Origin of the sequence: Streptomyces rugosispiralis, from assembly GCF_024505145.1 — a bacterium.
Lineage (GTDB): Bacteria > Actinomycetota > Actinomycetes > Streptomycetales > Streptomycetaceae > Streptomyces > Streptomyces rugosispiralis.
The window spans coordinates 117,407-135,624 of record NZ_JANIAA010000020.1; the positions used below are offsets into that span (position 1 = coordinate 117,407).

At 69.8% G+C, this 18,218-nt stretch carries 17 protein-coding genes and 1 pseudogene; 8 read left to right on the forward strand and 10 right to left on the reverse strand.

The genetic code is table 11. The features are described from left to right. Positions 1 to 3: 3 nt before the first annotated feature. From NP777_RS26835 to NP777_RS26850, 4 genes are read left to right on the forward strand one after another with little or no spacing between them, the layout of a single operon-like run. A complete protein-coding gene (locus NP777_RS26835; RefSeq protein ID WP_256652752.1) occupies positions 4 to 927 on the forward strand; it encodes an ABC transporter permease in 924 nt (307 codons plus the stop codon). Next, entirely contained in the window at positions 920 to 1,993 is a 1,074-nt protein-coding gene (locus NP777_RS26840) for an ABC transporter permease (protein ID WP_256652753.1), read from the forward strand. Before NP777_RS26835 ends, NP777_RS26840 begins: the two co-directional genes overlap by 8 nt. Positions 1,994 to 1,995: 2 nt before the next feature. Beyond that, positions 1,996 to 3,021, forward strand: a complete 1,026-nt coding sequence (locus NP777_RS26845) for an ABC transporter ATP-binding protein (RefSeq protein ID WP_256652754.1) — start codon at positions 1,996 to 1,998, stop codon at positions 3,019 to 3,021. Further along, positions 2,996 to 4,045, forward strand: coding sequence for an ABC transporter ATP-binding protein (locus NP777_RS26850; protein ID WP_391858583.1), 1,050 nt, complete (start codon positions 2,996 to 2,998; stop codon positions 4,043 to 4,045). Before NP777_RS26845 ends, NP777_RS26850 begins: the two co-directional genes overlap by 26 nt. Before the next feature lie 3 nt (positions 4,046 to 4,048). Here NP777_RS26850 and NP777_RS26855 read toward each other — a convergent pair whose 3' ends face one another. Further along, a complete protein-coding gene (locus tag NP777_RS26855; RefSeq protein ID WP_256652756.1) occupies positions 4,049 to 4,255 on the reverse strand; it encodes a hypothetical protein in 207 nt (68 codons plus the stop codon). 472 nt (positions 4,256 to 4,727) lie between these two features. On the opposite strand from NP777_RS26855, the gene NP777_RS26860 reads away from it, so the two are divergent. Next, positions 4,728 to 5,303, forward strand: a complete 576-nt coding sequence (locus NP777_RS26860) for a M15 family metallopeptidase (protein ID WP_256652757.1) — start codon at positions 4,728 to 4,730, stop codon at positions 5,301 to 5,303. Between the two features lie 39 nt (positions 5,304 to 5,342). Further along, on the forward strand, positions 5,343 to 5,633 hold the full coding sequence (locus tag NP777_RS26865; protein WP_256652758.1) for a hypothetical protein: 291 nt from the start codon (positions 5,343 to 5,345) through the stop codon (positions 5,631 to 5,633). Positions 5,634 to 5,648: 15 nt separating this feature from the next. Here the strand turns inward: NP777_RS26865 and NP777_RS48160 are convergent, their stop codons facing one another. Both NP777_RS48160 and NP777_RS48165 read right to left on the reverse strand, forming a co-directional pair. Beyond that, complete coding sequence (locus tag NP777_RS48160; protein WP_308405227.1) at positions 5,649 to 6,032, reverse strand: DUF397 domain-containing protein; 384 nt, start codon at positions 6,030 to 6,032, stop codon at positions 5,649 to 5,651. Positions 6,033 to 6,270: 238 nt separating this feature from the next. Beyond that, positions 6,271 to 6,387: pseudogene (locus NP777_RS48165) on the reverse strand (hypothetical protein); the annotation flags it as partial. Here NP777_RS48165 and NP777_RS26880 point away from each other — a divergent pair. After that, positions 6,380 to 6,685 carry an ATP-binding protein gene (locus tag NP777_RS26880; protein WP_256652759.1) on the forward strand — a complete coding sequence of 102 codons (306 nt, stop codon included), beginning with the start codon at positions 6,380 to 6,382 and terminating at the stop codon, positions 6,683 to 6,685. The pseudogene NP777_RS48165 and the gene NP777_RS26880 sit on opposite strands and share 8 nt — an antisense overlap. Before the next feature lie 185 nt (positions 6,686 to 6,870). Here NP777_RS26880 and NP777_RS26885 read toward each other — a convergent pair whose 3' ends face one another. The 7 genes from NP777_RS26885 to NP777_RS26915 all read right to left on the reverse strand — a co-directional run bounded on the left by NP777_RS26885 (position 6,871) and on the right by NP777_RS26915 (position 17,559). Continuing rightward, positions 6,871 to 8,028, reverse strand: a complete 1,158-nt coding sequence (locus NP777_RS26885; RefSeq protein ID WP_256652760.1) for an ABC transporter ATP-binding protein — start codon at positions 8,026 to 8,028, stop codon at positions 6,871 to 6,873. Further along, on the reverse strand, positions 8,021 to 9,079 hold the full coding sequence (locus NP777_RS26890) for an ABC transporter ATP-binding protein (RefSeq protein WP_256652761.1): 1,059 nt from the start codon (positions 9,077 to 9,079) through the stop codon (positions 8,021 to 8,023). The genes NP777_RS26885 and NP777_RS26890 overlap by 8 nt, the downstream gene beginning before the upstream one ends. Positions 9,080 to 9,090: 11 nt before the next feature. Further along, positions 9,091 to 10,071, reverse strand: a complete 981-nt coding sequence (locus NP777_RS26895) for an ABC transporter permease (RefSeq protein WP_256652762.1) — start codon at positions 10,069 to 10,071, stop codon at positions 9,091 to 9,093. Beyond that, positions 10,064 to 10,990 carry an ABC transporter permease gene (locus tag NP777_RS26900; protein WP_256652763.1) on the reverse strand — a complete coding sequence of 309 codons (927 nt, stop codon included), beginning with the start codon at positions 10,988 to 10,990 and terminating at the stop codon, positions 10,064 to 10,066. Before NP777_RS26900 ends, NP777_RS26895 begins: the two co-directional genes overlap by 8 nt. A 148-nt stretch (positions 10,991 to 11,138) precedes the next feature. Continuing rightward, the gene (locus tag NP777_RS26905) at positions 11,139 to 12,782 is read right to left on the reverse strand and encodes a peptide ABC transporter substrate-binding protein (protein ID WP_256652764.1); all 1,644 of its coding nucleotides are present in this window, start codon (positions 12,780 to 12,782) and stop codon (positions 11,139 to 11,141) included. A gap of 554 nt (positions 12,783 to 13,336) precedes the next feature. Continuing rightward, positions 13,337 to 15,232, reverse strand: coding sequence for a translational GTPase TypA (gene typA, locus NP777_RS26910; protein WP_256652765.1), 1,896 nt, complete (start codon positions 15,230 to 15,232; stop codon positions 13,337 to 13,339). Positions 15,233 to 15,477: 245 nt separating this feature from the next. Then, positions 15,478 to 17,559: an ABC transporter family substrate-binding protein gene (locus NP777_RS26915; RefSeq protein WP_256652766.1), complete on the reverse strand. Its 2,082-nt coding sequence runs from the start codon at positions 17,557 to 17,559 to the stop codon at positions 15,478 to 15,480. A 307-nt stretch (positions 17,560 to 17,866) separates the two neighbouring features. Between NP777_RS26915 and NP777_RS26920 the strand changes: the two genes are divergently transcribed. Then, positions 17,867 to 18,151: a hypothetical protein gene (locus NP777_RS26920; protein WP_020868672.1), complete on the forward strand. Its 285-nt coding sequence runs from the start codon at positions 17,867 to 17,869 to the stop codon at positions 18,149 to 18,151. Positions 18,152 to 18,218 lie beyond the last annotated feature (67 nt).

An 18,218-nucleotide genomic window follows, 5' to 3' on the forward strand; every position in this document is an offset into this window, starting at 1 on the left:
GCCATGGGCCGCTATACGCTGCGGCGGCTGCTGCAGATGATCCCGGTCTTCATCGGCTCCACGTTCCTGATCTTCTTCATGGTGTACGCGCTCGGCGATCCGGTGGCCGCGCTCTTCGGCGACAAGGCCCCCGACCCCGCCACCGCCGCCCGGATCCGTAAGGACCTCTATCTGGACGAGCCGCTGTGGCGGCAGTACGCGCACTACATGGGGCAGATCTTCAGCGGCCACTTCGGTACTGCCTTCAACGGGCAGCCGGTGACCGAGCTGATGGCGAGCGCGTTCCCGGTCACCCTCCGGCTCACCCTCGTCGCGGTCGCCTTCGAGATGGCGCTGGGGATCACCCTGGGCGTCCTCAGCGGGCTGCGCCGGGGCCGGGGCCTTGACACCTCGGTGCTGCTGCTCACCCTGGTCGTGGTCTCGGTCCCGACCTTCGTCAGCGGCACGGTGCTGCAGTATCTGTTCGGCGTGCGCTGGGGCTGGGCCAGTCCGTCGGTCTCGCCGGAGGCGCCGCTGACCGAACTGCTGCTGCCCGGGGTGGTGCTGGGGCTGGTGTCGCTCGCGTACACCAGCCGTCTCACCCGCACCTCCATCGTGGAGAACGCCCGCGCCGACTACGTCCGCACCGCCGTGGCCAAGGGGCTGCCGCGCCATCGGATCGTCACCCGCCATCTGCTGCGCAACTCGCTGATCCCGGTGGTGACCTTCATCGGCACGGACATCGGCGCGCTCATGGGCGGGGCCATCGTCACCGAGCGGATCTTCAACATCCATGGTGTGGGTTACCAGCTCTACCAGGGCATCCTGCGCCAGAACTCGCCGACCGTCGTCGGCTTCGTGACCATCCTGGTGATCGTCTTCCTGCTCGCCAATCTGCTCGTCGACCTCCTCTACGCCGTGCTCGACCCGAGGATCCGGTATGCCTGAGCCCTTTGACCCGCGCTACGACATGACCGAGGCGATCGCACCGGCCGGCGGCGGCGGTGGTGGCGGTGGCGGTGGCGGTCCGGTGGACCCCGCCGCGTCCGGCCCGCAGGCCCTGAAGGGCGGGTCAATCCTGAACGGCGGGCCACCGCGCGGCCCCTGGCGCCTCCCGCTGCCCTGGCGCAAGGAGCCCGGCCGCCGCCTCGGCGGACCGGCCGCGCCCACCGGACGGGGGCTGTGGACCGACGCCTGGCACGATCTGCGCCGCAATCCGATCTTCATCGTCTCCGCGCTGATCATCCTCTTCCTCGTCGTGATCGCGATCTGGCCGCAACTGATCGCGAGCGGAAACCCGTACCACGGCGACCTCGCCAAGGCGCAGGACGGCCCGGCCCCCGGCCACCCCTTCGGCTACGACCTCCAGGGCCGCGATGTCTACACCCGCACGGTCTACGGCGCCCGCGCCTCCATCACCGTCGGCATCTGCGCCACCCTCGGCGCGGCGCTGCTGGGCAGCGCGCTGGGCGGGCTCGCCGGGTACTTCGGCGGCTGGTGGGACGCGCTGCTCTCACGGATCGCCGATGTCTTCTTCGGCATCCCGATCCTGCTGGGCGGGCTGGTCTTCCTGTCGGTGGTCACCAGCGGCTCGGTCTGGCCGGTGGTGGGCTTCATCGTGCTGCTGGGCTGGCCGCAGATCTCCCGGATCGCGCGCGGCTCGGTGGTGACCGTCAAGGAGCACGACTACGTCCAGGCGGCACGGGTGCTCGGCGCGAGCAGCGGCCGGACGCTGCTGCGCCATATCGCGCCGAACGCCGTGGCGCCCGTGATCGTCGTCGCGACCATCGCGCTGGGCACCTACATCTCGCTGGAGGCCACGCTGTCGTTCCTCGGCGTGGGGCTCAAACCGCCCACCGTCTCCTGGGGGATCGACATCTCCTCGGCCGCGGCCCAGATCCGCAACGCCCCCCATATGCTGCTGTGGCCGGCCGGGGCGCTGTCCATCACGGTGCTCGCGTTCATCATGCTCGGCGACGCGGTGCGCGACGCCCTCGACCCCAAGCTGCGCTAGCCATGGCCGCCCGCCTGCTGGACGTACGGGACCTGCGCGTGGAATTCCGCACCCGGGACGGGATCGCCGAGGCCGTCGGCGGTGTCTCGTACGCCGTCGACGCCGGCCGGACGCTGGCCGTGCTGGGCGAGTCGGGCTCCGGCAAGTCGGTGACCGCCCAGGCGATCATGGGCATCCTCGACTCCCCGCCCGGCCGGATCACCGGCGGCCAGGTGCTGTTCCAGGGGCGCGATCTGCTGACGATGGGCGCGGAGGAGCGCCGCCGGATCCGGGGCGCCGCGATGGCGATGATCTTCCAGGACGCGCTCTCCGCCCTCAACCCGGTGGTTCCCGTCGGCGCCCAGCTCGCCGAGATGTACGAGGTGCACCTGGGGATGTCCCGCAAGGACGCCCGGCGGCGGGCGGTCGAGCTGATGGACCGGGTGCGCATCCCGGCGGCGGCGCAGCGGGCCGGGGACTATCCGCATCAGTTCTCCGGCGGGATGCGCCAGCGCATCATGATCGCCATGGCGATGGCGCTGGAGCCGGACCTGATCATCGCCGACGAGCCGACGACCGCGCTGGACGTCACGGTGCAGGCGCAGGTCATGGAGCTGCTCGCGGAGCTGCGCCGGGAGTACGCGATGGGGCTGGTCCTCATCACCCATGACCTGGGCGTGGTCGCGGACGTGGCCGACACCATCGCCGTGATGTACGCGGGGCGGATCGTGGAGACCGCGCCGGTGCGCGACCTCTACCGCCGCCCCGCCCACCCGTACACCCGCGGACTGCTGGACTCCGTGCCGCGCGTGGACCACCGGGGCGAGCGGCTCTACGCGATCAAGGGCGCGCCGCCCAGCCCGCTCGCCCTGCCCTCCGGCTGCCCCTTCCACCCCCGCTGCCCGCGCGCCCAGGAGGTCTGCCGCGTCGAACGGCCGCCGCTGTACGAGGTGCCGGCGGCGGGCGCGGCCCCCGCGTCCGGCGGGCGGACCAGCGCCTGCCACTTCTGGAAGGACGAACTCGATGCCCTCGACGCCGTCAATGTCTGAGAGCCGGACCACCGAGCCGGTCCTCGAGGTCCGCGACCTCGCCAAGCACTATCCGCTGACGCGGGGGGTGCTGGTGAAGCGGCGGATCGGCGCGGTCCGGGCGGTCGACACGGTCTCCTTCGCCCTGCGGCGCGGGGAGACCCTCGGCATCGTCGGCGAGTCCGGCTGCGGCAAGTCCACCGTCGCCAAGCTGCTGGTCAGCCTGGAACGGCCGACCGCCGGGACGATCCACTACCGGGGCGAGGACATCGCCCGGCTGTCGGGCCGGGCGCTGCGGGCCGTACGCCGCAACATCCAGATGGTGTTCCAGGACCCGTACACCTCGCTCAACCCCCGGATGACGGTGGGCGACATCGTCGGGGAGCCCTTCGAGATCCACCCCGAGGTGGCCCCGAAGGGCGACCGGCGGCGGGCGGTCCAGGAACTCCTGGACGTGGTGGGGCTGAACCCCGAGCACATCAACCGCTACCCCCACCAGTTCTCCGGCGGCCAGCGCCAGCGCATCGGCATCGCCCGGGGACTGGCGCTACGACCGGAGATCATCGTCGCGGACGAACCGGTCTCGGCGCTGGACGTCTCGGTCCAGGCGCAGGTGGTCAATCTGATGGAGAGCCTTCAGGACGAGTTCGACCTCTCCTACATCTTCATCGCCCACGACCTGTCGGTGGTCCGCCACATCTCGGACCGGGTCGCCGTGATGTACCTGGGCCGCTTCGCCGAGACGGGCACCGGCCGGGAGATCTACGACCATCCGACGCACCCCTACACCCAGGCCCTGCTGTCGGCCGTCCCGGTCCCCGATCCGGAGCCGCGCACCCGTCCGCCCCGCATCCTCCTGGCGGGCGACGTCCCCTCCCCGGCCAACCCGCCCTCCGGCTGCCGCTTCCGCACCCGCTGCTGGAAGGCGCAGGACCGCTGCGCGACGGAGGTGCCGGTGCTGGCGGTGCCGACGGGCCTGGCGGGCCCGGCCGCCCACGCCTCGGCGTGCCACTTCGCGGAGGAGCGCGCGGAGGTCAGGGCATGATGTTCAGGGCAAGATGTCGAATATGCTCGCGCCGGACCCCCGCCCCACCGCGCCGCCCTGCCCTGGTCGCTCCCGGTGCACCGGGTGGACTCGCAGCTGAACTTGGGGCGCGAACGCCTGGACTGCGGCGGTGAGCCGGGCCTGATCGACCAGCTGAAGGGGCGTGCGGGTGTAGTACTCCTGATAGGCCGGTGAGTGAGGGGCGGTCATGCCATGACCCTACGAGGCAGGGCGCGGCGCCGTCTCGCGCCTTCGGCGCATTTGAGCATGGGTCGGGGGGTGGGGGGCTGGGCGCCGCCGCCGGGCGCCGGGCTCTGGGGGTGGGCGTCGGTGGCGGCGGCTCTGAGGGTGGGCGTTGGTGGCGGCGCCGGTGCTCGGGGGCCGAGGCCGTTTCCGGGCCGCCGGACCGGCAACGGATCGCCCGGGGTGGGGTACCCCTCTGGAAATCGTTTGATGAATTAGTTGCGCCAGATCAAGCACTTTGGGAAGGGCGGCCTGGTGTCCCCCGCCTTCGCGGCCCGCAGGAACGCGCCGAGCGCGGCGGGGGTCGTGGATCTGGGGAGCGACCGTTCGCGGCGGAGTGCGCGTTCCGGGCGCCCGCCGGGCTCGGTTCACCCGAGTGAGGAGAGGGGCAGGTTGTGGGGCGACGGACCGGCCCGCCCGAGGACCCTAGGAACGACCCATGACCAACTCGCCCTTCCCCACAGATCCGCGGTTCGTCCTGATCAGCGACCCACGTGTGGGAGCGGTGCCGGTACGCGAATGCGGCGAACCGCTGGTCGACTGCCGGGGACGACTGCGCGTGGACGCCCGGCGAGCCGATCCCGCGGGACACTTCGCGCACCGAGGGGCCGGGGTCGCCGAACGGCTGGAGCGGGCCGAGAAGTCGCTGCCGAACGGCTGGCGGTGGCTGCTCATCGAGGGCTACCGGCCCCCGGCGCTCCAGCGGCAGATCTTCGACGGCTACGCGGCCACGCTGCGGATGGGCAGCCCGGAGGCCGCGACACCGGAGGAGAGCGGCGGGGCCTGTTACACCCACGCCCCTGGCCTGTCCCCACGGGCCCGTGAGCACAGGGCGATCATGATCGAGGCGCTGTCCTCGGCCGGCATGGTCAACTACGCCACCGAGTGGTGGCACTGGTCGTACGGCGACCGCCACTGGGCCTGGTCCACGGCCGCGCCCACCGCCACCTACGGCCCCGCTCCGGAGCCCCGCACTGATCCACATGCATCCCCGCCAGAAGCGGGCGAACAATGAAACGAGGCAGTTAAGAGACAATCCGAGAAGGTGACCGTGATGCGGAACTCGATCGTACGTACGCTGGCAACCGGTGCCGCGGCAGCTGTGCTGGCCGGTGGCGCGGCAGTGGCCGCCCCGGGTGCCGCTTTCGCGACGCCCACCGCGTCGGTGACGCACGTCAAGGCGGACGTCCCCCGGAATGGGGCCACGCCCTCGCCCACACCGTCGCCCACCATGAAGGGCAAGCATTGCAAGGACGTCAAGGCCCACACCAAGACAGTCACGCACCACGGTAAGACCTACAAGGTCTGGATCTCGGCCCACCGGGTCTGCTACACGCCCAAGTGATCGTCATGGCGGCGATCAGCCGCCGAGCCGGTCGAACTCCCCCGCCTTCGCCGCCCGCAGAAACGCGCGGAGCGTGGCGGGGGTCGTGGCTATGACGACCTCCGGGTCGTCGCTCTCACGGAGGTGGGTGGTGCCGACGGAGTCGGCGGCGAGTTCCACGCAGTTGGCTGAATCTTTCCCGGTCCGGGCCTCCGGCGCGGCTTCGGCGTCGATAGACGGCAGGGCCAGCTCGCTCAGCCGTTGGAAGGACTGCCGGTAGTCGGTGACCGCATCCAGGTCGTCGAGGAACTCCGATCCGCCGAACTGGTCCACGAGCACTGTACTCAACTCCGCCACGCTCGGTTCGATCACCATGAAGGGGTGGCTGAAGGCCGCGCTTCCCTCGTTGTCGGTGGGCACGATCTGGATGGTGACGTTGGGCAGCCGGGGGAGGCCGCTCGCCCGACAGAACCAGCTGGCGCCGCAGCCTGAACTCGATGGCCCGGTCCTGCACTTCGCGTACAGCTTCCGAGAAGCCGCTGCCGTGGACCGCCGTGGCGTATTGCAAGGCGGCCAAGAAGGTTTCAGTTGTACCCTCCACTGCGTGCGCCAGCATGCCGAGCCGTTCGGGCGACAGACTCGTGCGCCCCGCCTCGACGTTGCTCAGATGCGGACTGTGCATCTCCATCAGGCGCGCCGCCTCTCCGACGGTCAGCCCGGCTCGCTCGCGCAGCTTGCGCACTTCCCGCTCACCTGGAGGCTGCCCCATGCGCATGCCCGAAGAGCCCTGGTCCTACGGCCTGTTCATCCCGCACGACCCACGCGCCGTGGGCGTCGTGCGGGCCACCATCCGCCATATCCTCCGGGCGGCGCGGCTCGACTGCATCGTGGACACGGCCGAACTGCTCGTGTCGGAGTTGGTCACCAACGCGTACCGGAACACCACCACCGACGCGTACGTCAGCATGGACTGGGAGCCCGCGCCGTCCGACTTCCGGGTCACCGTATGGGACTCCGGCGACGGGATGCCGCAGCCTACGGCGCGATCCCGAACGGGCCCGACGGCTCCATGAGTTGGAGGCGGCCGTCGCCGAAGCACCCAGCATCGAAGATGCCCGGTGGGCCTCAGCCGAGATCGGACTGCTGTTGGACGCCGCGCGTCGCGAGGTCGCGGCCTGAACGACGGCGAGGGCCGCCCGGGACGTGGATCACGTCCCGGGCGGCCCTCGCCGTTCAAACCGCGGCCCGCGCGATAGCGCTAGGCGTGGACCACGTCCTTCTCCTCCGCGAAGTGGCATGCCGACTCGTGCGCCGCGGGCGAGTCCGTACCGGCGAAGCGCTCGGGGATGGCGAGGAGGGGGACCTCCTTGGCGCATTTGTCCTCGGCCTTCCAGCAGCGGGTGCGGAAGCGGCAGCCGGAGGGCGGGTTGGCCGGGGAGGGGACGTCGCCGGTGAGGATGATGCGCGTCCGGCCCTCGCGCGACTCCGGGTCCGGGACCGGGACGGCCGACAGCAGCGCCTGGGTGTAGGGGTGCGTCGGGTGGTCGTAGATCTCGGTGTCGGAGCCGATCTCGGCCATCTTGCCCAGGTACATCACGCCGACCCGGTCGGAGATGTGCCGGACGATGGACAGGTCGTGGGCGATGAAGATGTAGGACAGGTTGAACTCGTCCTGCAGCCCCTCCATCAGGTTGATGACCTGTGCCTGGACGGACACGTCGAGCGCGGAGACCGGCTCGTCGCAGATGATGATCTCCGGGTTGAGGGCGAGGCCGCGCGCGATGCCGATGCGCTGGCGCTGGCCGCCGGAGAACTGGTGCGGATAGCGGTTGATGTACTCGGGGTTGAGGCCGACCACGTCCAGGAGTTCCTGGACCTTGCGGCGCCGGTCGCCCTTCGGGGCCACCTCGGGGTGGATCTCGAAGGGCTCCCCGATGATGTCGCCCACCGTCATCCGGGGGTTGAGCGAGGTGTACGGGTCCTGGAACACCATCTGGATGTTGCGGCGTACGGCCCGCAGCGCGCGGCCCGACAGCCGGGTGATGTCCTGGCCCTTGTAGAAGACCTCGCCCGCGGTGGCGGTCTCCAGGGTCATCAGCAGCTTGGCGACGGTGGACTTGCCGCAGCCGGACTCGCCGACGATGCCGAGGGTCTCGCCCTGGTAGAGGTCGAAGGAGATGCCGTCGACTGCCTTGACCGCGCCGATCTGCCGCTTGAAGAGGATGCCCTGGGTCAGCGGGAAGTGCTTGACCAGATTGCGCACCTGGAGGATCGGCTCACCCCGGTCGACCTTGGCCTCGAGCGCGGCGACCGCCTCGTCCTCGGTGGCCGCCTCGACCGTCTCCACCTCCGTGACATTGGGGGTGGCGTCCGCGGCCGGCTCCATGGCCTGCTCGTTCTTCTCGGTGTCAGCCATGGAGGGTCTCCTTCCAGAAGTGGCAGGCGCTGCCGCGGCCCGGCAGCTCCGTGCCGTCCTGCTCGGTGACCGGCACCAGGGCGGGGACATCCGTACGGCAGATGTCCTCGGCCCTCGGGCAGCGCGGGTTGAAGGCGCAGCCCGTGGGGATCTTGAGCAGATTGGGCGGCAGCCCCTTGATCGCGTAGAGCTCCTGGCCCTTGCGGTCCAGACGCGGGATGGACTCCAGCAGACCGCGGGTGTACGGGTGGGCCGGGCGCTTGTAGAGCTCGTGCACGGGCGCGGTCTCGACGATCCGGCCCGCGTACATCACGGCGATCTTGTCGGCGACGTCCGCCACCACACCCAGGTCATGGGTGATCAGGATCAGACCCATGTGGTACTCGCGCTGGAGCTCCGCGAGCAGGTCCATCACCTGGGCCTGGACGGTCACGTCCAGCGCCGTGGTCGGCTCGTCGGCGATGATCAGATCCGGCTCCAGCGCCATCGCCATGGCGATCATGATGCGCTGGCGCATACCGCCGGAGAACTGGTGCGGATAGTCGCTCACCCGCTCCTTGGCCGCCGGGATGCGGACCCGGTCCATCAGCTCGATGGCCTTGACCTTGGCTTCCTTCTTGGACAGGCCCTGGTGGACCCGGAACATCTCGCCGAGCTGATAGCCCACGGAGAGCACCGGGTTCAGCGCCGAGAGCGCGTCCTGGAAGATCATGGCGATCTTGCGGCCGCGGATCTTCCGGCGCTCCTCGCCCGCCATGGTGAGCATGTCCTCGCCCCGGAACAGGATCTGCCCCTGCGGGATCTTCCCGGGCGGCATGTCGAGGATGCCCATGATCGCCTGGGCGGTCACCGACTTGCCGGAGCCGGACTCGCCGAGGACGGCGAGCGTCTCACCAGCGCGGACGCTGTAGTTGACGCCGTTGACGGCCTTGGCGACACCGTCCCGGGTGTGGAACTCCACATGCAGGTCGCGGACTTCCAGCAGCGGGCTGCCGTCGTCTCCGGCGCCCTCGCGGACGGCGTCGTCCGCGGTCTTCTCGATGGTGGTCACGTACGCCCTCCTCAGCGCAGCTTGGGGTCGAGGGCGTCGCGCACCGCGTCGCCGAGCGTGATGAATGCGAAGACCGTGAGGCTCAGCATTCCGGCCGGGAACAGCATCACATGCGGGTTGTCCCGGATGGCGTCCTTGGCGTCGGAGATGTCGATGCCCCACGAGATGGTGGGGTCGGCGAGGCCGAGACCGAGGAAGGACAGCGTGGCCTCGGCCGAGATGTAGGCGCCGAGGGAGATGGTGGCCACCACGATGGTGGGGGCCAGCGCGTTCGGCAGGACGTGCCGGAAGAGGATCCGGCCGGTCCCGGCGCCGAGGGCACGCGCCGCGGTGACGTAGTCCGCCTGCTTGGCGGTGATCACCGAACTGCGCATCACCCGGGCGATGGTGGTCCAGCCGAGGAAGGCCAGGGCCGCGATCACCACGTACACCTTGCGCTCGGTGAAGGCGTTCAGGACGACCATCGAGCCGAGCAGGAACGGCAGACCGAAGAAGATGTCGACGATCCGGGAGATGACCGAGTCGATCCAGCCGCCGAAGTACCCGGCGGCCATGCCCAGCAGACCGCCGAAGAAGGTCACCACCGCGGTCACACCGACGCCGACGAGGATCGAGGCGCGGGTGCCGTAGATGACCCGGGCGTAGATCGAGCGGCCCTGGCCGTCGTAGCCGAACCAGTCGGCCTGGAAGAAGTGGGTCAGCTCCGGCTTGGTCAGGAAGTGGTTGGTCAGATCGCCGTTGCGCGGCTCGGCGCTGGTGAACATCCCGGGGAACGCCGCGATGGCCAGCAGCAGCACCAGCAGCACCGCCGAGATCCAGAACAGCGGGCGGTGGCGGAGTTCGAACCAGGCGTCGCCCCACAGCGAGCGCGGCTTGCCCTGGGGGGCGGGGCCGGCGGCGGAGGCGGTGTCCACCTCGGTCGGCGGGGCCACGGCGTCGACCGCCGTGTCGACTGCCGCGCCGCCGGACTGGGATTTGGTCACGTCAGGCATACCGGATCCTCGGGTCCAGGACCGCGTACAGCAGGTCGACGAGCAGGTTGATCAGCAGGATGACGAGGACGAAGATGGTCACGACCCCGACGATGGTGGTGCCCTCACGCTGCCCGAGCGCCTTGAAGAGCAGATTGCCGACGCCCTGGACGTTGAAGATGCCCTCGGTGACCACCGCGCCACCGACCAGTGCGCCGACGTCGGTGCCGAGGAAGGTGACCACCGGGATCAGCGAGTTGCGCAGCAGATGGACGCCGACGATCCGGCGGCGCGGCAGCCCCTTGGCGAGCGCGGTGCGCATGTAGTCGGCGCGCAGGTTCTCGGCGAAGGTGGTCCGGGTCAGCCGGGCCACATACGCCATGGAGAGCATCGCGAGAACGAACCCTGGCAGCAGGAGCTGCTGGAGGTTCATCGAGTCCTGGACGTTCGGTGGCAGCCAGCCGAGCTCGTCGGCGAAGATGAACCGGGCGAGGTAGCCGAGGACGAAGACCGGCATCGAGATGACGATCAGCGTGAAGATCAGTACGCCGGTGTCGGCGGCGCGGCCCGCCTTGAGACCGGCCCAGGCACCGAGCCCGATGCCGATGATGATCTCGATGGTGAGGGCCACCGCCGCGAGGCGGAGGGTCACCGGGAAGGCCATCCCCATTTCCTCGGAGACCGGACGGCCGCCGAAGGTCTTGCCGAAGTCGCCCTTGAAGAGGTCGACCATGTAGTCGATGTACTGCTTCCACAGGGGCTGGTCCAGCCCGAACTCATGGCGGAGGGACGCGACCTGCGCGGGGTCCGCGGCCTTGTCGCCCCACATCGCCCGGATGGGGTCACCGGGCAGTACGTGGACCATGAGGAAAATAATCAGTGTGGTCCCGATGAAGACCGGGATCATCTGGAGCAGTCGCCTGGCGACGTAGCGCCCCATTATGCCTCCATGCCGTTGGGGGGCGGCGGAGGCCACGTCTCGTCTGCGCCACGCGGGTGGGGGGATGAGCTGCGGGCCTCACGCCTGCGGGCCGGTGCCGCCGCTCCCCGGTGGGAGGAGCGGCGGCACCGGCCGGCGGTCCCGATGATTACTTCTTCTTCACCTGGACGTCGGTGAAGATGGGGTCGCCGTCCTGGCCGTAGGGGATCTTCCCGAGGACCTTGTTGGACTGGCCGCTGTTGACCTTGTAGAACCACAGCGGGATCGCCGGCATGTCCTTCGCGAGAACCTGCTCCGCCTGCTGGTAGAGCTTCACGGTCTCGTCGAGGGTGGCGGCCTTGTCGGCCTTGGCAGCGAGCTCGTCGAACTGCTTGTTGGCGTAACCGCTGGTGTTACCGGCCGCCTTGGAGCCGTAGAGGTCCCTCATGAAGTTCGAGTTGACCGGGTAGTCGAGCACCCAGCCACCGCGGTACATCGACTTGACCTGGTGCTTGTCACGCGCGTTCAGGTCGGCCTGGAAGTCGGGCTTGGAGTCGCCGACGCAGTCGACGCCGGTGGCCTTGCGGATGCTGTTGCAGACCGCGTCCACCCAGGGCTTGTGGTCCTGGTCGGCGTTGTACTGGATCGAGATCTTGTTGCCCGGGACCCCGCCGCCCTCCTTGATGAGGGACTTGGCCTTGGCCGGGTCGTAGGTGACCTGCTCCTTGAGCGCGCCGGCCTTGTAGCCGAGCACGCCGCGGGCGACATAGCTGTCGGCCGGGGTGCGGGAGCCGTGGAGCACGGTCTTGGTGATCGTGTCACGGTCGATCGCCATGGACAGACCCTGGATGACCTTGGGGTCGATGTCCTTGAACTGCTTGGTGTAGAAGGCCGGGACGATCGACTGGACCGCCGAGTACTCCTCGTCGATCGCGCGCTTGCCCAGGTCGGTCTTGTAGTTGGTCAGCGCGGTGGTCGGGACCTGCTCGATCCAGTCGAGGTTGTTGGAGCGCAGGTCCGAGTAGGCGGCGTCGGCGGTGGTGTAGTTCTTGAAGTCGATGCCGCCGTTCTTGGCCTTGTTCGGTCCCTGGTAGCCGTCGAACTTGCGGACCTTGATCATCTTCTTGTGGTCCCAGGAGATGAACTTGTAGGGACCGTTGCCGACCGGCTTCTCACCGAAGCCCTTGGGGTCCTTGAAGAAGCCCGTGGGCAGCGGGGCCCACACGTCGTAGCCCAGCTTGTAGGCGAAGTACGAGACCGAGCTGTTGAGCTCGATCTTGAACTCGTTGTCGTTGACGACCTTCAGGCCGGACATCTTGTCGGCCTTGGGCTTGCCCTTGTCCGGGTGGACGTCGGAGTAGCCCTTGATGTCCTGGAACCAGCTGGAGTTGGTCTGGTTGTTCTCGACGTTGGCCGACCAGTTCCAGGAGTCCACGTAGGACTTGGCGGTCACGGTCTCGCCGTTGTGGAACTTCCAGCCCGGCTTGAGCTTGACGGTCCAGACGGAGGAGTCCTTGTTGGGGGTGACGGACTCGGCGTTGACGTACACCAGCTTGCCGGTGCCGGGCTCGTAGTCCACCAGCCCGGCGAAGATCTGCTTGAGGACGCGACTGCCCTGGCTCTCCTTGGCGTTCGCCGGCTGCAGCGGGTTCTGCGGCTCGCTCAGCTGGGCGGTGAGTATCCCGTTCGGGTCCGCCGTGCCCTTGTTCATGTCATTGCTGCCGCTGTCGCTGTCGTTGCCACCACAGGCGGTCGCGGCGAGTGCCACAACTGCTGCCAACGCGACCCACTTGGCGCTCTGCGCACCGCGCATGGGTTTGCCTCCTCAGGAGTCCACTGTCACTACGAGAGGGGGCGCCCGGAGACACGCTGACACCCCTGACAGCGAAAGGGACCGGAACCCCCCAGATGCGCTCGTAGGTCCGCGCTCCCCACAGCGTGTGACCCATTGACCCGAGCTCAATGGACCCCATGATTGAGCACGTCCGGCCCTTAAACCACACCTTATGGGTCTCGCTTTGGTCACAGCATCTACGCGCGGAGCTTCGAAATCCGGACAAAACTGCCCCAGACAGACACACGCGAAACGGACTGTTAACACATCATGCGGAGCCCGGACGCCGATATCCGGACAGGGAGATCCGGATAACCGCTTGACTGGCACGTTGCTGACATGGGAACAGCCCGGCCCCCCGCCGTGGAGGCGGTGGGTCCGGGCCGTGGGCAGCTCACCGAGGCACGGTGGGGCGCCTACGCTCCGTGATCGACGCCGTAGTGCGCAGGGGCGCCCGGCGGGTGAGCCTCGGCGCCCCGCGACCGGGCGCACGCGTCAGCGCTTGGCGCGGGCGTCAGCGCTTGGCGCGGGCGTCAGCGCTTGGCGCGGGCGGCGGTGCGGGCGCGCTCCTTCTGGTCCAGCACCACCTTGCGGATCCGCACCGTCTCCGGCGTCACCTCGACGCACTCGTCGTCGCGGCAGAACTCCAGGGACTGCTCGAGCGAGAGCAGCCGCGGCGGGACCAAGGACTCGGTCACATCCGCGGTGGAGGACCGCATGTTGGTGAGCTTCTTCTCCTTGGTGATGTTGACGTCCATGTCGTCGGAGCGGGAGTTCTCACCGACGATCATGCCCTCGTACACCTCGGTGCCCGGCGAGGTGAACAGCACCCCGCGCTCCTGGAGGTTGGTCATCGCGAAGGCGGTCACCGCGCCGGAGCGGTCGGCCACCAGCGAGCCGTTGTTACGGGTCTTCAGCTCGCCGAACCACGGCTCGTGGCCCTCGTGGATGGAGTGGGCGATACCGGTGCCGCGGGTCGCGGTCAGGAACTCGGTGCGGAAGCCGATCAGACCGCGGGAGGGGACGATGAACTCCATGCGGACCCAGCCGGAGCCGTGGTTGGACATGTTGTCCATCCGGCCCTTGCGGGTGCCCATGAGCTGGGTGACCGCACCCATGTGCTCCTCGGGCACATCGATGGTGATGCGCTCGATCGGCTCGTGGACCTTGCCCTCGACCTCACGGGTGACCACCTGCGGCTTGCCGACGGTGAGCTCGAAGCCCTCCCGGCGCATGGTCTCCACCAGGATCGCCAGCGCCAGCTCGCCGCGGCCCTGCACCTCCCAGGCGTCCGGGCGGTCGGTGGGCAGCACGCGCAGCGAGACGTTACCGATCAGCTCGCGCTCGAGCCGGTCCTTGACCAGCCGCGCGGTGACCTTGCGGTCCTTCACGGCGGACTTGTCGGCGCCCTTGCCGCCGGGGCCGCGGCCGACCAGCGGGGAGGTGTTGGTGCCGATGGTCATCGAGATCGCGGGCTCGTCGACGGTGATCAGCGGCAGCGCGATCGGGTTCTCCGGGTCGGCCAGGGTCTCGCCGATCATGATGTCCGGGATGCCCGCGACCGCGCAGATGTCACCGGGGCCCGCCACCTCGGCGGGCTTGCGGGTGAGCGCCTCGGTCATCATCAGCTCGGTGATCCGGACGTTGGAGATGGTGCCGTCGCGCTTGATCCACGCGACCGTCTGCCCCTTCTTCAGCTCGCCCTGCTCGACCCGGAGCAGCGCGATACGGCCGAGGAAGTTGTCCGCGTCCAGGTTGGTGACATGCGCCTGGAGCGGGGCGGCCGCGTCGTACTCGGGCGCCGGGACGGTGTCCAGCAGGGTGGAGAAGAACGGCTGCAGGTTGTCGCTGTCGGCCGGGACGGTGCCGTCCTCCGGCTTGGTCAGCGAGGCCACACCGTCACGGGCACACGCGTAGACGATCGGGAACTCGATCTGCTCCTCGGTCGCGTCCAGGTCCAGGAAGAGGTCGTACGCCTCGTTCACGACCTCGTCGATCCGGGAGTCCGGGCGGTCCGTCTTGTTGATGCACAGGATCACCGGCAGCTTGGCCTGGAGCGCCTTGCGCAGCACGAAGCGGGTCTGCGGCAGCGGCCCCTCGGAGGCGTCCACCAGCAGGACCACCGCGTCGACCATGGACAGACCGCGCTCGACCTCACCGCCGAAGTCGGCGTGGCCGGGGGTGTCGATGATGTTGATGGTGACGGGGTCGCCGCCGTCCGCCGGGTGGTACTTGACGGCGGTGTTCTTCGCGAGAATGGTGATGCCCTTCTCGCGCTCCAGGTCGTTGGAGTCCATGACCCGGTCGTCCACCTGCTGGTGGGCGGCGAACGCGCCCGCCTGCTTGAGCATGGCGTCGACGAGGGTCGTCTTGCCATGGTCGACGTGGGCGACGATGGCGACGTTACGGATATCGTGGCGCGTGGGCATGAAAGCGCGCTTCTCCCGGTTGTTGGGTGGCGGCGCGCTCCTTGGGCGGCGCGCCTTCCGCCGGGCTGATCACGCCTCGGCCTCACCCCCATGGTACGGGGACGGCGCGGGGCCGGATGCCGCAGCCCGTCCCGCACCCCGTCCCCGCGCCGGTCACCTGCCCGTTCGCCTCGCCGTTCGCCCCGCCGTTCGCCCCGCCCGTTCCCGATACCAAGGGCTGCTAAAGAGCCCGCCGCAGGCGTCCCCTAGCGGCGGAAGCCGATGTCCTGGTAGCGGGGCGTGGCGAAGCCGAAGGCGCCCGCGTTGACCAGGCCCTTGCGCATCGCGATCAGCTGGGGGCGCTGATAGAGCGGAATCGATCCGGCCGCCGCCCAGATCCGCGCGTCGGCCCGGCTGACCAGCGAGCGCGAGGCGCCGCCGTTCAGCTCGGAGAGCGCCTGGTCGAAAAGCTGGTCGATCTGGTCGGTGCCCACCCGGGTGTAGTTCTGCTCGACGACCAGGGAGCCGTCGGCCGCCGGCTGCGGCTTGGCGTAGATGGGGCGGGCGTCGGTGGCCGGGTAGGCGGAGGCGGGCCAGGAGTAGAGGGCCAGGTCGTAGTCGCCGGTGGCGATGTGGTCCCGGAAGTAGCTCTCACCGGGGACCTTGGTGATCTCGGTCCGTACGCCGATCTTCTCCAGCATCCGCGCGATGCGCTCGCCGACCGTGCTCAGCCGGGCACCGGTCCGGTCGTCGGGGAGGACGAAGCGCAGCACCAGCGGCCGTCCCTTCTTCCGTACGACGGCCGTCTCCCGGAGCCGTCCGGACCGTCCGGCGTCACCGGCCGCGGGCGGGGCGCCGGAGGCGCTCTCGGAGGCGGGGTTCGTGGAGCCCCCGGTGGTGGTCGGGGCGCCGTGCCGGCTGCCCCGGTCGTCCGTCTTGCCGTCCAGCGCCTTCTGCCGGCCGGTGCCGCCCGCCCGCCAGCCCGCGTCGGCGAGCAGCGACTGCGCGGCGTTGGTGTCCGGGTCGCCGAGGGCGCCGCTGTGGTCCTTGTAGCCCGGCTGGCCCGCCATCAGCAGATGGTTGCCGAGCGGCTCGGACGGCAGCCCCATCGGCTTGAGCACCAGCCTCGCCAGGGCCTTGCGGTCGATCGCGCGGGCCACCGCGCGGCGCACCCGCTCATCGGCGAGCGGGCCCTTGGTGCCGTTGAGGGCGAGCTGGGTGTAGGCGGGGTCCAGGGCCTTGCGCAGGGTGAACCTGCTCAGCGCCCGGGTCCGCGACCGGTTCTTGTCGGTGTCGCCGGCGGCCCCGCCCTGGGCGCCCGCCTCTTCCCGCGCCGCCCCGGTGGACGCCTCCCCGGTAGACGTCGTCCCGGTGGCCGCCTCCCCGTTACGCGTCGCCTCCGCCGTCTCCCGGCCGCCGGTGGACGGTTCCGGGGCGCCCGCCTTGCCCGGGGCAGAGGAGCCCCGCCCGGGGCCCGCGGCCTTCTTGCCCGGGGCGGTGGCCTGGATGCGCCGGGCGGTGGTCCGGTCCACCTCGGCCAGGTCCAGCCGCCCGGCGATCAGCGCCTCGGCCCGCTTCTCGGCCGGGACCGCCTGGAAGACCATCTGGCTCAGCCGCGCCCGGTCGCCCCACCAGCGGGGGTTGCGGACGAGGGTGACCTCGGAGTCCGTGACCCGGCGGACCATGAACGGCCCGGCGCCGACCGCGAGCCCCTTGCTCGCCGCCGCGGTGAAGACCGCCGGGTTGCCCATCACGCTCTTCGGGTACAGCGGGGTGAACAGCGAGCGCCAGTCGGTGTACGGCTTGGCGAAGGTGACCTTGACCTCGTGCTCCTTGTCCCCCGGTTCGACCTTCGCGATCCGGTCGTATCCGGCGTTGCGCGCCGTCCCGTACTTCTCGTCGGTGCCGCGCAGCGCCTTCCACTGGGCCCGGAAGTCCTCCGCGCCGATCGGGCGCCCGTCGCTCCACACCGCCTTGGGGTTGAGCTTGAAGACCACGACCTGCTTGGGGTCGGTCGAGGTGACGTCGGCGGAGGTCAGATAGTCGCCGTTGCGCTGGGGGCGGCCGCGGGCGTCGAGGGTGTAGAGGGAGGGCAGCACGGCGCCCGCGATCCGCTGGGTGCCCGTGTCCGCGGTCTTCTGGAAGGCGTTGAGCGTGCTGGGCGTCGCGTCCAGGGCCCAGCGCAGGGTGCCGGTGCCGGCGGTCCCGGAGCGGGGCGCGGAGGCGATGTCCCAGGCGGCGCGCGGCGGCGGGCCGTCGTCCTCCGAACTGCAGCCGGTCAGTACGGGCAGCGGCAGCATCACTCCCGCGGCGAGCAGCATGGCGCGGCGGCTCCTGGTGATGGGCATGGCTCGTACCTCCGCAGGGTGACGGATATATGCGCATTTGGCATAGTGTGACGCTGATCGCATATACTCCTCACTCAAAGCGACGGTTCAAGGGACAGCACGCCGAGAGGGCCATGGAGACGGCCATGAGGGGAAAGGATCACCCGCCCGGATCAACGCGGCGGGCGCGCACTCCGGCGCGCGACGGCGGAATCCCGCCGGTGACGGCGCCAATCCCGACAGATCCCTTCACAACCAGGACCGTGGCGAGTAACACTCGCTGTCGCATGAGCGTCGCCAACCGCAACCGCGGAAGTGAGGGCAAGTCATGTCCTTGAACGACGACTTGACGGCCGTCCAGCGCTGTCTCGATGACCTGGTCCGTTCCGTCTCCCGGCTGGAGCAGCGGGTGGGCGCCGGCGGGCTGGAGATACGCCGGGTCCGCACCGACGCGGACCATCTGCGCGAGAGCCTCGCCCTGCTGCGCGAGACGGCTCCCGTGGAGCGATCCCGCCCCGAAATGGTTCCGGTCCCCGACGCCCCGTACGACAGCGCGCTGTGGTCGGACGTCGACGACGAGGGCCTCGGCGCACGAGATCGCCACGCGCCCTAGGGACGGCCGGTCGCGCCTCCCGTCACGGGGCGCACCCCCCACCGTCCCCCCATACCACTCCACCGCG